The sequence below is a fragment of the Burkholderia sp. BCC1972 genome, assembly GCF_905339605.1.
Taxonomy (GTDB): Bacteria; Pseudomonadota; Gammaproteobacteria; order Burkholderiales; family Burkholderiaceae; genus Burkholderia.
In genome coordinates, this window is the sequence record NZ_CAJPGH010000038.1 from 22,531 (window position 1) to 37,348 (window position 14,818).

Here is a 14,818-nt window from a genome sequence, read left to right on the forward strand (position 1 = left end):
TCGCGCATGCAGTGCGTGTGCATTCGCACCGCACTTCGCGCTGCCTCCGGCGCAGCCGTCCAACGTGCAGGCGTCTTGCCTCGAACGCGGCTGGCCTGCGGCCGTGGCCGCGTTCGCCGGCGCGCTGGCTGCATGCATCGCAGCACCGCCGGGCCGCCGACGCCCGGAGCGGCAGCGAGGGGCAAAGGCGGAAGGCAAGATAAAAGGTTGCGGCACATGGCCGCTTGAAAACCCTACCTGCACATGGGGGTGGCGCGGCACGCGCCAGGGGGTGGCAGCGTGCCGCGAAGGTGCGCAACGCTGCATCGGCATTGGTGAAGCCGCGTGCTTCATTCGCTGGACTGCGATGGTCTTGGATGGAGCCGCCGTATGAGCAGCCGCGACGACGACCGTTTCCGCGTCCGGCCTGGTGCGCCGAAACAGCGCGGCGATGCCTTCATCAACAAGGTGCTGCGGCCGGCCAACAAAGCAGGCGTCAAGCTCGGTAAGGCGGTCGGCAAGGTCGGCCAGCGACCCGGTTCTCGGTTGGGGCGTGGCCACGTCGCGGCGCGCTTCGCCGGTCGCGGGCTGGGCGCAAATGCCCGGCGCGTCACTATCAAGATGAGGCTGGTCAATCTGGCGCAGGCTGGGCCGCGTTCGACCGCCGCACACCTGCGCTACATCGAGCGCGAAGGCGTCGATCGGCAAGGCGGGGCAGGGCGTGCCTACGGGCCGGCGACCGATGCCGCAGACCTCGAAGCGTTCAAGGAGCGAGGCGCAGATGACCGGCACCAGTTCCGGTTTATCGTCTCGCCGGAAGACGCCGAACAGCTCGACGACCTGCGCACCTACACCCAGCACTTGATGGCGCGTATGGAGGCCGACCTGGGCTCGCGGCTGGAATGGATTGCCGTCGATCACTGGAACACCGACAACCCGCATACGCACGTCGTCCTGCGCGGCAAGGACGACATGGGAAAGGACCTCATCATCTCCCGCGACTACATCGCCGAGGGGATGCGTCGGCGGGCGTCGGAACTGGCGACCGAATGGTTGGGGCCACGCACCGAGTTGGAGATGCAGCACGCCCTGCAGCGCGAAGTCGATCAGGAGCGATGGACGGGCTTGGATCGCACCTTGCAGCGCGAGGCTGGCGATGACGGCCTGGTGCGAACCGAACGCTTCGCAGAACCCCGATTGCAACGGCAGCGGCAGGCGCTGATCGGACGCCTACAACGCTTGCAGCGCATGGGGCTGGCGACCGAGCAGCAGCCCGGCATGTGGATCGTCCATGCCGAGGCGGAGCCGACGCTGCGTGCGATGGGCGAGCGCGGGGACATCATCCGCACCATGCAGCGCGCCATGAGCGGCCAGCAGCGCGAGCTGGCCGTGTTCCAGTCCGGCGAGGATGGCCGCGCCATCGTCGGCCGTGTCGCCGGCAAGGGGCTCGCCGACGAGCTATACGACAAGGGCTATTTGATCGTCGATGGCACGGACGGCAAGGCGCACTACGTCGCGCTGCCGCCGCGCTCGGAACTGGAGCAGTACCCGACCGGCGCCGTGGTGGAAGTGAAAGGCGCGGCCGACGTGCGCGCCGCTGACCGAAACATCGCCGCGCTGGCCGTCGATGGCGTGTACCGCACCGATCATCATCTTGCAGTCCCCCAAGCTCAGGCCACGCCCGACCGCAATCCGCGCGAGGTCGTGGCCGCGCACGTGCGTCGGCTCGAAGCCCTGCGCCGCGCCGGCATCGTGGAGCGCATGGCCGAAGGCGTTTGGCGTGTTCCCGACAATCTGGCCGAACGAGGCCGACAGTATGACGCGAAGCGGCTTGGCGGCGGCGTAGCGGTGGAACTGAAATCGCACTTGTCCATTGAGCGGCAAGCCCGTGTGATCGGCGCGACCTGGTTGGATCAGCAGTTGATTAGTGGCGGCAAGGGGTTGGGCGACTTGGGCTTTGGCGCCGAGGTCAAGGATGCGCTAAACCAGCGCGCCGACTTCCTGACCGCACAGGGACTGGCCGAGCACCGCGGGCAGCGCGTTGTGCTCGCGCGCAACCTGCTGGCGACGCTACGCGGACGCGAGCTGGCGAAGGCCGCGCAAGACATAGCCGCCGAAACTGGCCTGGAGCATCGACCCGTGGCAGACGGGCAGCTTGTGGCTGGCATCTACCGGCGCAGCGTCATGCTCGCCAGTGGGCGCTATGCGATGCTCGATGACGGCATGGGGTTCTCGCTGGTGCCGTGGAAACCAGTGATCGAAGCCCGATTGGGGCAGCAGCTAGTTGCAACGGTGCGCGGAGGGGCCGTATCCTGGGAGATTGGACGACAACGGGGACACTCTTTCCCGTAACTGCGCGACCTATGCCGATCGACGATGGTGCTGAGACTTCAGCCACGAAACCACCGTTTCAACCATTGGATGGTGACGGTTTGCGTTCCAGGCCAGTGCTGCTGTCACGACCATCACCTTCTCTTTGAGCGGCCGGATGACGACGTTCTCGGGCGCCAGTTTGCGCATCGACGACGGAACTAATGCAACACCTTGGCCACAACTGACGTAGGCGATCTGCGACGTCACCGACCTGACTTCGTGCAGGATGCGGGGCGCGAATCCGTGAGAACGGCAAACGGCTGTCAACATATCGAAGTAGACCGGGCTGACCTGCCGTGCCGACATGACCAGTTGCTCGGTTGCCAGCGATTTCAGGCGGATACGAGGCAGCGCGGCCAGTGGATGGCTCGTCGGCAGTGCAACCGCAAGCCTATCCTCTGTCAGCGGGAGTGTCGCAATTCCACTACCGATTTCGCCGTCAAGGCGCACGAACGCGAGATCCAGTTCTCCAGCCTCAAGTCCGGGGACGGCTTCTACGCTGTCGATCTCTCGTACAAAGACTGTGAGGTGAGGGTGCAGTTCCCGCAAGTAGTTGAGAACGGGTGGGATGGTGTCCAGCATGGCGGAAGTGATGGCGCCGACGTGCAACACACCGGATTGGCCGGCGGCGACTTCCCGAACGATCCGCTCAAGTTGCTCGACCTGGCTGGCAAACTGGCGAACGGCCGGCAAGATCGCAGCGCCCGCCGGGCTAAGGCTCGTCCCCTGACGGGAACGCTCAAACAAACGCAGCTTGAGCGATTGCTCCAGTACCTTGATCTGCTCTGTCAGCGGTGGCTGTGACATGCCCAGCCGTGCCGCGGCACGGCCGAAATGCTGTTCCTCGGCGACAGCGAGAAACATCCAGAGTTGCCGGATTAACCGGAAGTCGATGGTGCTCATATTGGAAGCTCCTGTTTCTTGTTCCGAAAATGGTATCAGGTAGATATGTAAATAGAATTTTACGTATCAAAGTGATCGCGCGAATATTGCTCCATGTTCACTGGAGTTCACTGCGATGACACCATCCTCTTTGCTTGATCGCCTCGCGGCGCTCGACACCAATACGGTGTCCGACGCTCTCGATTTCCTTGGCCTTTCCGGTGCTACCTATGGCCTGAGTCCGTTGTGGGATTGCCCCAAGATCGTCGGGCGTGCCAGCACCATCCAGCTTGGCCCCAAGGTGGATGCAAAGCCGACCGTGCATTTGATTTCGCCAGTTATCGACGCCGTCACCACGGACGACCGCGTGCTGGTCATCGCCGGCGGCGCGGACGGCATTTCCTGCTGGGGCGACATCCTCGCCAACGCGGCGACCGCGAAGCGGATTCGCGGCTCGGTGATCGACGGGTCGAGCCGCGACATCGAAGGCAGCGAATCGATCGGTTATCCGGTGTACGGGCGCGGCGTCACGATGATCAGCGCGCGTAACCGCGTGATCCAGGTCGACTCAGGCACGCCGGTGCAGATGGCGGGCGTGACCGTCCATCAGGATGACTACGTGATCGCCGATCGCTGCGGCACGGTGTTCGTGCCGGCCAAGTGCATCGAGGACGTGCTCGATCTCGGCGAGCGTATCGCGAAGCGGCAGGACGGGATGGTCGCCGCCGTGCGTGCGGGTCGCCCGGTCGCGGACGTGATGCACGACAAGGAATTCGAAGCCATCGCGGTGCGCTGACCCCAATCCCTCTATCGGAGTTTTGACATGACGAATCCCAGCAAGGCTGCGGCGGAAGACCGGGAGCTGGTCGCGCTATTCGAAGGGCTCGACACGCCGGGCGTGTCCGATGCGATGGACAAGCTCGGGCTGCACGGGCAGGCGTTCGGCATCATGCCGCTCGCCGACTACACGAAGGTCGTCGTCGGCCCCGCATTCACGGTCAAGTACGTGCCGGCGAGCGTGCCGCCCGGCACCGTCGGCGACTTCATCGACGACGTCGCACCGGGCGACGTGGTCGTGATCGACAACGACGGCCGCACCGACTGCACCGTATGGGGCGACATCATGACCCAGTACGCGGGACTGCGCGGTATCGCGGGCACCGTGATCGACGGCGTGTGCCGCGACGTGAACAAGGCACTGGGCGACAACTATCCGCTGTTCACCGCAGGGCGCTTCATGCGGACCGGCAAGGACCGCGTGCAGGTCGAATCGGTGAACGCGACGGTCGGGATCGGCACCGTGCGCGTGGCGGCGCGCGACATCGTCGTCGCGGATGCGAACGGCGTCGTGATCGTGCCGCGCGGTCGGGCGCGCGAAGTGGCACAGGTTGCTCGCCGGATCGAAGAAGTCGAATCGCACATCCGCGAACAGATCGCACAGGGCAAGACGCTCGGAGAGGCGCGTGCGGCGCTGGGCTATCACACACTGCAAAGCAAGGCCTGATCGATGAACCCGACCCAGACTTATGAGCCGGCGCTGCTGGAACAGGCGCGCAAACTCGGCACCTCCACGCTGTTCGAGGCCTCGGGCCTGTCCACCAGCGCCGTCGATCCGGCCATCCGCACGGTGTGGCCCGGTGCGTCGGTCGCCGGCCCCGCCTTTCCGCTCGAATGCTCGCCGGGCGACAACCTGTCGATTCATATCGCGATGGAGCAGGTGCCGCGCGGCAGCGTCCTGGTCATTTCGACGGGCGGCTTCGTCGCCGGTTACTGGGGCGAGGTGCTGACCGTCGCCGCCGAGGCGGCCGGCGTGGCCGGACTGATCATCGACGGTGGCGTGCGCGATATCGCGGCGCTCACCGCACGGCGCTTTCCGGTGTTCACGCGAGGCATTTCCATGCGCGGCACGATCAAGGCGAGCGCGCCGTCGGTCGGGCAGCCGATCAGCTTCGCGGGCACGCCGGTGGCAGCTGGCGATCTGGTCGTGGCCGACGACGACGGCGTGCTGGTAATTCCGGTCGCGCATGTCGAAGCCACGCTGGCGCAAGGGCAGGCGCGTGCCGACAAGGAAGCGCACATGATGGACGCATTGCGCGCAGGGCGCAGCACGCTCGAGCTGATGGGCCTGACGAACTGGAGGAACGCTCAATGAGCGCACCGATCGATACGCTGAACCGCTTCCTCGCCGCCGCACGGCCGTCGGCGACCTACAAGGTGATGGATCGCGTGGCCGCCCGCCGCGCGAGCGGCGCCGCGGTGATTTCGCTGAGCGCCGGCGAGCCGGATTTCGATACGCCGGAGCACGTGCGGGAAGCCGGCATCGCCGCGATTCGCGCGGGCCACACACGCTACACGCAAGTGGCCGGGCTGCGCGCGCTGCGCGACGCGATCGCCGACAAGTTCCGGCGCGAGAACGGCCTCGACGTTGACTGGCGCGACACGCTCGTGTGCAGCGGCGGCAAGCAGGTGATCTTCAATGCGCTGGCCGCGACGCTGAACGAAGGCGACGAAGTCATCGTCCCTGCGCCGTACTGGGTCAGCTATCCGGAAATCGTGCAATTGTGCGGAGGCCGCTCCATCACCGTCGCCTGCGGCGCGGAAAGCGGCTTCAAGCTCACACCGGACGCGCTGCAGGCGGCGATCACGCCGCGCACGCGATGGCTGATCCTGAACTCGCCGTCGAACCCGACCGGCGCGGTGTACAGCCGAGCGGAGCTGAAGGCGCTCGCCGAGGTGCTGCTCGCGCATCCGCACGTGCTCGTGCTGTCAGACGATATCTACGAGCACCTGATTTTCGACGGCATCGAATTCTTCACGATCGCACAGGTCGAGCCGCGGCTGCGCGAACGCGTGCTGACGATGAACGGTGTGTCGAAGGCCTACGCGATGACGGGCTGGCGCATCGGCTTCGGCACGGGGCCGCGCTGGCTGATCGATGCGATGGAAAAGTTGCAGGGGCAACAAACGTCCGGCGCGTCGACGATCTCGCAGCACGCGGCGCTCGCCGCGTTGACGGGGCCGCAGGATTTCATCGCGCATTCGCGCGTCGCATTCCAGCGGCGGCGCGATCTGGTCGTCGCGCAACTCAACCAGGCGCCGGGCTTGCGATGCGATGTCCCGCAGGGCGCGTTCTATGCGTTCGCGTCGTGCGAAGGGCTGATCGGCAAGACGACCCGTGCGGGCGTGCGACTGGACGGCGACGAGGACGTGGTGAACGCGTTGCTCGACGAAGCCGGCGTGGCCACCGTGCACGGGAGCGCTTTCGGGCTGGGTCCGTATATCCGGATCGCCTACGCGCTCGACGACAAGTCCTTGCTGCGCGCATGCACCGCGATCCAGGATTTCTGCCGGACGCTGACGGCCTGACGGCCGCTGTCCGTCCGGCATCCGCAGGCCCGCTTCGGTCGCCCCTGTCGCGTCGGGGCGGGCGCTACTCCCTCTTTACCCGGGATTCGATCAGATGAGTGATGAGTTTTCCCAGTCGCGGCTGTCGTTCGCCGTCGACGGCACCGAACTGGATGTGTCGGCCATTCATCGCGGCGGCGACCGCGCGCCCGTCGTGTTCCTGCACGGCTTCGGCTCGACCAAGGAGGATTACGCGGACATCGTGCGCCATCGGGAATTCGACGGCCGGCCTTTCGTTGCGTACGACGCGCCGGGCTGCGGCGACACGCGCTGCGCGGACCTGTCGAAGATCTCGATCCCGTTTCTCGTCGAAACGGCGCTGAACGTGATCGACCGCATGGGCTTTGATCGATTCCACCTCGTCGGACATTCGATGGGGGGATTGACCGCGCTGATGCTCGCACACCGGTATCCGGAGCGCGTGCTGAGCTTCGTCGACATCGAAGGGAACATCGCGCCGGAGGATTGTTTCCTGAGCCGGCAGATCGTCGACCATCCGCGCGACAGCGCCGGGCGGTTCTTCGACGATTTCATCGACCGCACCCGCTGCGCGCCGGCCTATGCGAGCGCGTTGTATTCGGCGAGCCTGCGTCACAAGGTGCGGGCCGATGCCGTCGGCGGGATCTTCCGCTCGATGGTCGACCTGTCCGACCACGGCGATCTGATGCGCAAATTCCTCGGCCTGCCGTTCCCGAGGATGTTCATGTACGGCGAGCAGAACGCATCGCTGTCGTACCTGGGCGCGATCGAGGCGCACGGCGTCGTGCTGTCCGAAATCCCGGATTGCGGGCACTTCCCGATGTACTCGAATCCGGTCTTGATGTGGAAGGCGATCGCGGCGTTTCATGCGCATGCGGGCTGACATGCCTACGGAGTGAGACGGCGAGAAGGATCAACCGAACAACGATTTTGAGAACGATGGTGGAGAGGACATGAATTTCAACGAAGGTACGCCTGCCGAGAAGGGCGGCGATCAGCTTAGTCGGCGCGAGTGGCTCGAGTCTCACGAAGCCGGCTATCACAAGACGCTCGGAAATCGACAGGTTCAGATGATCGCGATCGGCGGCGCAATCGGCACCGGGCTGTTTCTCGGCGCGGGCGCTCGCCTCCAGGCGGCCGGGCCGTCTCTTGCTATCGTCTATGTCGTATGCGGTGTGTTTTCCTTCCTGATCTTGCGTGCGCTCGGCGAACTGGTCATGCACCGGCCGAGCAGCGGCAGCTTCGTGTCGTATGCACGCGAATTCCTCGGCGAAAAGGCGTCGTTCGTGGCCGGCTGGATGTATTTCTTGAACTGGGCGATGACGGGCATCGTCGACATTACGGCCGTCGCGCTGTACATGCACTACTGGGGCGCGTTCGCCGCGGTTCCGCAATGGGTATTCGCGCTGATCGCGCTCTGCATCGTGACCGCGATGAACCTGATCGGCGTGAAGTGGTTTGCCGAGATGGAGTTCTGGTTCGCGCTGATCAAGGTGGCCGCGATCGTGCTGTTCCTCGCGATTGGCACCGCCGTGCTCGGCGCCGGCGGCCACGTCGCCGGACAGGCGACTGGCATACACCTGATTACCGACAACGGTGGCTTCTTTCCGCATGGACTGATGCCGGCGCTGGTGCTCGTACAGGGCGTCGTGTTCGCTTTTGCTGGCGTCGAACTGGTTGGTACAGCCGCTGGCGAATGCAGGGACGCCCGCACGATCCTGCCGCGCGCGATCAACAGCGTGATCTGGCGGATCGCGCTGTTCTATGTTGCGTCGGTCGTGCTACTCGTGTGCCTGTTGCCATGGAGCGCGTATAAGGCCGGCCAGAGTCCGTTCGTGACGTTCTTTGGCGCGCTCGGTGTACCGGGTGTTGGATCGGTGATGAACATCGTCGTGCTGTCCGCCGCGCTGTCGAGCCTCAACTCCGGACTTTATTCGACCGGCCGCGTGCTGCGTTCGCTGTCGATGGGCGGTTCAGCGCCGACACTGCTCGCGCGGATGAATGCGCAATCAGTGCCGTACGCGGGCATCCTCGTGACGGTTGCGATCTATGTGGTCGGTGTGCTGCTGAACTACCTGATGCCGTCCAGCGTGTTCGAGATCGTGCTGAACGTAGCGGCGCTCGGCGTCATTAGCACGTGGGGCTTCATTGTCGTCTGTCAGATGAAGTTCCGAGCCGCGGTGAAGCGCGGCGAGGCCGCCGCCGTGCCGTTCAGGATGCCCGGTGCGCCGTTCACGTCGTGGCTGACGCTGCTGTTCCTCTTCGGCGTCCTTGTGCTGATGGTGTTCGACTATCCGAATGGCACCTGGACCGTCGCGTCGATCCCGCTAGTCGCATTATTGCTCGCACTCGGTTGGAAATGGGTGAACGCGCAGACGCGCCGAACCATGCTCAAGCCGACTATTCCGTCCGTCGCGCTCACGCAGAACGTGCTCGAAACAGGAGGAGATTGAGCGCTGGCGCTGGGCCGTCGAGGTGTGGCGGTAGACAGCACGCCGGCGTCTGGACGGATTGCAGCCTGTTATTGGGGCGGCACGACGTTGGCCTCGTGCCGCGTGTCGCAGAGGATCTCGACGAGCTTGTCGCGGTAGATTCTTGTTGCCGGGATCGCGCGGCACGCAGACCCGCAAGTCCCGTTGCGACCACGGTTCTTCGAGCTCGACGATCGCGAACTGACCGTAATCGCCTGGTTCGATCGCCGTGCGCGGCACGATGCCGATGCCGGCGCCGGATGCGACCAGCCGCGAGATCGCGCGATAGCCGGAAACCTGCACACGCACGTCGAGGCGTCCGCCGAGCGCCGCCGCGTGATTCATCAGGAACGTATGCAGCGCCGCGCCGGATTGCAGGCTGATGAACGGTTGGCCGAGGCACTGGCGGAAACTGGTCGACGCGCGTTCCGCTAGCGGGTGCCGGGGCGGCGTCAGCAGCACCAGTTGATCTTTCCGGTACGGCAGGAAATCGAGCGCCGGATGTTCCGTCTCGAGCGCCACCACGCCGATTTCCGCACGGCCGGCAACGACGGCTGCCACGATGTCATGACTCAGGCGTTCCTCCAGCGTGATCCGGACGTTCGGATAGGCCGCGAAGAAGCGCGCGAGATCGCCGGGCAGATGGGTGCTGATCGCGTTGTTGTTCGCGAACACCGTCACGTGTCCCGACATGCCGAGCGAGAAAGGCCGCAAATCGGCGTGCATTTGTTCGAGCTGGGCCAGGCAGCGTCCCGCATGCTCGCGAAACACGCGACCTGCCGGTGTCAACGTGACGCCTCGTGCCTGGCGCGTCAGCAGCGTGACGCCGAGCGTTTCCTCGAGATTCTTCATCCTCAGGCTGGCGGACGACGCGGCCAGATGAGATCGCTCCGCGCCGCGCGACACGTTTTCTTCCTCCGCGATCGCCAGGAACACCTTCAGGTCGGTCAGGTCGTAGGTCATATCGTTCGAAGAATTCGAAAATGGTCGCGGAGCAAGCATAGCACCGACGAAAATGGCTGGGTTTCATTCACGGATCAAGCGAGAGGTTTCGTCAAATTCGAACGGAGCGTTTGTAAAAGCTCGCTGTATTCGTCCCGGTCATTCATCGATACTCGACCTTGCAAACTGGAAAGGAGGAGACACGAATGAATGGCATCAGGAGCGATGCATCGGGGAGCCGGCCGCTCGAGGGGCGCGTCGTCGTCGCGATCGAGCAGGCGCTGGCCGCGCCGTTGTGCACGGGCCGGCTCGCCGAAATGGGCGCGCGCGTGATCAAGATCGAGCGCGCGGAAGGCGATTTCGCACGCGGCTACGACGACGCGGCCAATGGGCTAGCGTCGTATTTCGTCTGGACCAACCGCGGCAAGGAGTCCATCGTGCTGGACTTCAAGAATACGGAGGATGCCGAACTGCTGCATCGTATGCTTGCCGGCGCCGACGTGTTCGTCCAGAACCTCGCGCCGGGTGCGCTGGCCCGCGCCGGCTTCGGCAGCGATTCGCTGCGCGAACGCTACCCGCGCCTGATCACGTGCGATATCAGCGGCTACGGCACCGATAACGAAGCGAGCACGCTGAAGGCGTACGACCTGCTCGTCCAGTGCGAAAGCGGCCTGGCCGGCATAAGTGGTGCACCGGAAGCGTGCGGGCGCATCGGCGTGTCGATCTGCGACATCGGCGCCGGTATGAACGCGACCATCGCCGTCCTGTCGGCGCTGGTGCTGCGCGAGCGGACCGGGTGCGGATCGGGGGTGTCGGTGTCGCTATTCGACGGCGCCGCGGACTGGATGTCGATTCCGTATCTGCACGAGGTCTACGGAAAAGGCGCGCCGAAGCGCCTGGGCCTCAAGCACCCGTCGATCGCGCCGTACGGCGCATTCACTACGCGCGATGCGAACGATATCGTGATCAGCATCCAGAACGAGCGCGAGTGGCAGCAATTTTGCGCGCGTTTCATGCGGCAGCCGGCACTCGGCACCGATCCGCGCTTTGCGTCGAACACGGAGCGCGTCCGCCATCGCGACGCACTCGACCGGATCATCGCGGACACGTTTGCGGCGCTCGACGTCGACGAGGCGCTGGCGCGCCTGGCGGATTCGAACACGGCCTATGGCCAGGTGCGCTCGGTTGCGCAGATGGCGCGGCATCCGGCGCTGCGGACCTGGCCGATGGCGGTCGGTGGCAACACATTGCAGATGATCGCGCCGGCGGTGCAGGCGCCGTGGGACGCCGGGCAGTTCGCGCCCGCGCCCGCGCTCGGCGAACACAGCGCGCCGCTGCGCGCCGAATTTTCCGCGTCGCGCATGGAGGTGGTTGCATGAGCACGGTCGATATTGCCCATCTGCGCGAGTGGGTGGGCCAAACCCGAACCGACCACGACATCCTGTCGTCTCGCCACGCGCGCCTGATGGCGGCGACGCTGGGGCTGGCGCAGTCCGGTCTCGTCGAAGGCGCGGCATTGCCCCCGCTGTGGCACTGGCTGTATTTCCTGAGCGGCGAGCCGCCGGCCGCGCTGGGGCGCGACGGCCATCCGGCGCGCGGCGGCTTCCTGCCGCCGGTGACGTTGCCCAACCGCATGTGGGCGGGCGGGCAACTAGAATTCCATGCGCCCGTGCCGCTCGATGCCCGCGTCGAGAAGCACTCCACGGTGGTGTCGGTCGACCACAAGCAAGGGCGCAGCGGCGAGCTTGTGTTCGTGAAGGTGCGGCACGAGCTGCTGCACGCGGGCAACCGGGTGCTCACCGAACATCATGACATCGTCTACAAGGGCGCCACGGCCACCGGTTCCGCGGCGGCCAACGTCGGGATCCCGGCCGCGCAGCACAGCCGCCGGATCGAGCCGGACGCCACGATGCTGTTCCGCTATTCGGCGCTGACGTTCAATGGACACCGGATTCATTACGACGCCGACTATTGCCGCGAAGTCGAGGGATATCCGAACCTCGTGATTCACGGCCCGCTGAATGCGACCTTGCTCGCTGCGTTCGCGCAGGAGGTGAGCGGCAGGCCGGTCAAAACATTCAGCTATCGCGGCCTCAAGCCCGCGATGGTCGGCAACGCGCTGACCCTCAACGCCGCGCACGATGGCGATCGGCTCGTGCTGTGGGTCGCGTTACCGCACGGCAGCATGTCGATGCGCGCCGACGCCACGTTCTGAATCGCGTCGACGCGTGACGCGATTCGAATCGAGAAAAATATCAGGAGACAGACGATGCAACAGAATGCCATCCCGTATACCGCGCCGTCCGGCGACGTTGCAGCAGCTCGCCGCGTCGAGCGTAGGGCAGCGCTCGCGAGCGTTATCGGCACGACGATCGAATGGTACGACTTCTTTATCTACGGCACCGCCGCGGCGCTTGTGTTCCCGAAGCTGTTCTTCGCGCACGGCAGCGCGGACGGCCTGATGACATCGTTCGCGACGATCTTCGTCGGCTTCGTTTCGCGTCCGCTGGGTGGCGCGTTGTTCGGGCACATGGGCGATCGGGTCGGGCGAAAGTCCACGCTCGTCGCGACGCTGAGCCTGATGGGCATCGCGACACTCGCGGTGGGCCTGCTGCCGACCTCGGCGACGCTCGGTCCGCTCGCGGGCTGGCTGCTCGTGGTGCTGCGCTTTCTGCAGGGCATCGGCGTTGGCGGTGAGTGGGGCGGCGCGGTGCTGCTGTCGATGGAATCGCATACCGGCAAGCGGCGCGGCTTCATGGCGTCGCTGCCCAATATCGGCGTGCCGCTCGGCCTGGTGGTCTCGGTGATCGTGTGGAGCGCCTGCAGTCACTGGTCTGGCGATGCGCTGCTCGACTATGGCTGGCGGGTGCCGTTCCTCGCGAGCGGCGTGCTGCTGATCGTCGGCCTGCTGATCCGGTTCGGTGTGCCGGAAACGCCGGATTTCATCGAGGCGAACAAGCACGCGGATCAATCGAAGGGGCCGCTCGGGGAGGCGATCCGCACGGAGTGGCGCGCGATCCTGTTGTCGGCGCTGATTCGACCCAGCGAGCAGACCGCCTTCTACATGCTGACGACGTTCGCGGTGTTGTACGGTTCGAAGAACCTGGCGCTCGGGAAGGAATTCATTCTCAATGCGGTGCTGATCGCAGCGGTCGTCGCGTGCTTCGCGCTGCCGTTCTTCGGGTACGTCGCCGATCGCATCGGCCGCGCCAGAACCTATACGGCCGGCGCGATCGGCATGATGCTCTTTGCGTTCCCGTACTTTGCATTGCTCAATACGCGGCTTCCCGTGGCGGTGGTTGCGGGCACGATCGTCATCATGGTGATCCACGCGTCGATGTACGGATCGCAGGCATCGTTCATCGCGGAGTCGTTCCCTGCGCATATCCGCTATAGCGGCGCGTCGCTCGGCTATCAGGGCGCTTCGATCATCGCGGGCGGCCCCGCGCCGATGATCTCGCTCTGGCTCTACGAGACGTTCCACACGGTCTACGCGGTCGCTGGTTATCTGGCATTCATGTCGCTCGTGAGCGCCGTGGCTGCGCTTCATCTCGGGCGGAGCAACGCAGAAGGCAGCGTCGGCGTGCCGTTATCGAAGTAAGTTACCGTACACGGGAATCGGAAATGTCAGTGTCTGTAATCTGTACTCCTAAATCATATTTGTTCGTCCCTGGCAACCGGCCGGAGCGATTTTTGAACGCGCGGTCGAGCGGCGCCGATGCGGTCATCGTCGATCTCGAGGACGCCGTCGAGCCCGCTGCGAAGGATGTCGCGCGCGAGAACGTCGCCGCGTGGGCGTCCCGCAGCCGCCCGGTCCTCGTCCGCATCAACGCGCGAGGAACGCCATGGTTCGAGCAGGACGCGACGATCGGCGCGCTTGACGGTATCGCCGGGATCGTTGTGCCGAAGGCCGAGGGGCCAGGCGACATCGTCGAGGTCGTCAGAAGGGCGCGACGCCGGATCCCGATCTTCCCATTAATTGAAACCGCGCGCGGCATGTGGTCGGCGATGGAAATCGCGAAGGCGCCGTGCGTGGAGCGATTGATGTTCGGTACGCTGGATTTCATCGCCGACATGGGTACCGATGACCTCGGCGCAGCATTGAATCCGTACCGCACGCAACTGGCTTTAGTGTCGCGCGTGGCTGAAATCGAATCGCCGGTCGACGGGGTGACGGCGGATATCCACGATACCGACCGGCTGAGCGCTGATACGCGAAACGCTAGGCAGCACGGCTTCGGCGCGAAGCTTTGCATTCATCCGAAACAGATCGCGGCCGTACACGCCTGTTACCGTCCCGAATCAAGCGAACTCGACTGGGCCGCGCGGGTCATGGATGCCATGTCGCGAGCAAACGACGGGGTCGTCACCATCGACGGGAAGATGGTCGACCGTCCTGTCGTGCTGCGCGCGCAGAAGCTGTTGGCGTTTGGGTCGTACCGGCAGTAGTGGACCTTGAATCGAGCGATACGCGTACTTTCATCGTTCAGTAGCTTCTCTGAACCAGACGCGCGCACTTGGTTGCAACAAATTGGAACAATACGTGCATGCTCGACTGAGGAAGGCACGAAACGCGTTCCCAGCGGACGGGCATGCAGTTCGCGCATTGACGCAGACCAGTTGCGTGACGATCATCGTTGCCGATCTCGTCTCGAAGTGCCGGAGACGCTCCCAGAGCACTGCATTGTCTCGGTGTCGATCGCTGCCGGGTGCCGTGACTCCGCTTCGAGTTGCGTCACGTCTCATGCGATGCACCTGTGGCGATCCTAGGGTTCCGACTACTTGAC

The 14,818-nt window shown here is 64.8% G+C and carries 13 protein-coding genes; 11 read left to right on the forward strand and 2 right to left on the reverse strand.

Annotated features, from left to right (window positions below):
• Positions 1 to 369: 369 nt before the first annotated feature.
• The gene (locus U5798_RS34055) at positions 370 to 2,331 is read left to right on the forward strand and encodes a relaxase/mobilization nuclease and DUF3363 domain-containing protein (RefSeq protein WP_322084573.1); all 1,962 of its coding nucleotides are present in this window, start codon (positions 370 to 372) and stop codon (positions 2,329 to 2,331) included.
• A 9-nt stretch (positions 2,332 to 2,340) separates the two neighbouring features.
• On the opposite strand, the gene U5798_RS34060 is transcribed toward U5798_RS34055, so the two are convergent.
• The gene (locus tag U5798_RS34060) at positions 2,341 to 3,255 is read right to left on the reverse strand and encodes a LysR substrate-binding domain-containing protein (RefSeq protein WP_322084574.1); all 915 of its coding nucleotides are present in this window, start codon (positions 3,253 to 3,255) and stop codon (positions 2,341 to 2,343) included.
• Between the two features lie 115 nt (positions 3,256 to 3,370).
• On the opposite strand from U5798_RS34060, the gene U5798_RS34065 reads away from it, so the two are divergent.
• The 6 genes from U5798_RS34065 to ansP all read left to right on the forward strand — a co-directional run bounded on the left by U5798_RS34065 (position 3,371) and on the right by ansP (position 9,071).
• Positions 3,371 to 4,030, forward strand: a complete 660-nt coding sequence (locus U5798_RS34065) for an RraA family protein (protein WP_322084575.1) — start codon at positions 3,371 to 3,373, stop codon at positions 4,028 to 4,030.
• A gap of 27 nt (positions 4,031 to 4,057) precedes the next feature.
• Positions 4,058 to 4,738, forward strand: coding sequence for an RraA family protein (locus U5798_RS34070; protein ID WP_322084576.1), 681 nt, complete (start codon positions 4,058 to 4,060; stop codon positions 4,736 to 4,738).
• 3 nt (positions 4,739 to 4,741) lie between these two features.
• Positions 4,742 to 5,386 (forward strand): dimethylmenaquinone methyltransferase, encoded by a 645-nt coding sequence (locus U5798_RS34075; protein ID WP_322084577.1) that lies wholly within the window; start codon positions 4,742 to 4,744, stop codon positions 5,384 to 5,386.
• Positions 5,383 to 6,600, forward strand: coding sequence for a pyridoxal phosphate-dependent aminotransferase (locus U5798_RS34080; RefSeq protein ID WP_322084578.1), 1,218 nt, complete (start codon positions 5,383 to 5,385; stop codon positions 6,598 to 6,600). Before U5798_RS34075 ends, U5798_RS34080 begins: the two co-directional genes overlap by 4 nt.
• Before the next feature lie 94 nt (positions 6,601 to 6,694).
• Positions 6,695 to 7,501 (forward strand): alpha/beta hydrolase, encoded by an 807-nt coding sequence (locus U5798_RS34085; protein ID WP_322084579.1) that lies wholly within the window; start codon positions 6,695 to 6,697, stop codon positions 7,499 to 7,501.
• Between the two features lie 70 nt (positions 7,502 to 7,571).
• Positions 7,572 to 9,071 carry an L-asparagine permease gene (gene ansP / locus U5798_RS34090; RefSeq protein ID WP_322084580.1) on the forward strand — a complete coding sequence of 500 codons (1,500 nt, stop codon included), beginning with the start codon at positions 7,572 to 7,574 and terminating at the stop codon, positions 9,069 to 9,071.
• On the opposite strand, the gene U5798_RS34095 is transcribed toward ansP, so the two are convergent.
• The gene (locus U5798_RS34095) at positions 8,955 to 10,052 is read right to left on the reverse strand and encodes a LysR family transcriptional regulator (RefSeq protein ID WP_322084581.1); all 1,098 of its coding nucleotides are present in this window, start codon (positions 10,050 to 10,052) and stop codon (positions 8,955 to 8,957) included. The two genes, ansP and U5798_RS34095, sit on opposite strands and share 117 nt — an antisense overlap.
• Positions 10,053 to 10,237: 185 nt before the next feature.
• Between U5798_RS34095 and U5798_RS34100 the strand changes: the two genes are divergently transcribed.
• From U5798_RS34100 to U5798_RS34115, 4 genes are read left to right on the forward strand one after another with little or no spacing between them, the layout of a single operon-like run.
• Positions 10,238 to 11,410 (forward strand): CaiB/BaiF CoA-transferase family protein, encoded by a 1,173-nt coding sequence (locus U5798_RS34100; RefSeq protein ID WP_322084582.1) that lies wholly within the window; start codon positions 10,238 to 10,240, stop codon positions 11,408 to 11,410.
• A complete protein-coding gene (locus U5798_RS34105) occupies positions 11,407 to 12,246 on the forward strand; it encodes an FAS1-like dehydratase domain-containing protein (protein ID WP_322084583.1) in 840 nt (279 codons plus the stop codon). Before U5798_RS34100 ends, U5798_RS34105 begins: the two co-directional genes overlap by 4 nt.
• A gap of 54 nt (positions 12,247 to 12,300) precedes the next feature.
• A complete protein-coding gene (locus tag U5798_RS34110; RefSeq protein WP_322084584.1) occupies positions 12,301 to 13,632 on the forward strand; it encodes an MFS transporter in 1,332 nt (443 codons plus the stop codon).
• A 23-nt stretch (positions 13,633 to 13,655) separates the two neighbouring features.
• Positions 13,656 to 14,480: a CoA ester lyase gene (locus U5798_RS34115; RefSeq protein WP_322084585.1), complete on the forward strand. Its 825-nt coding sequence runs from the start codon at positions 13,656 to 13,658 to the stop codon at positions 14,478 to 14,480.
• Positions 14,481 to 14,818 lie beyond the last annotated feature (338 nt).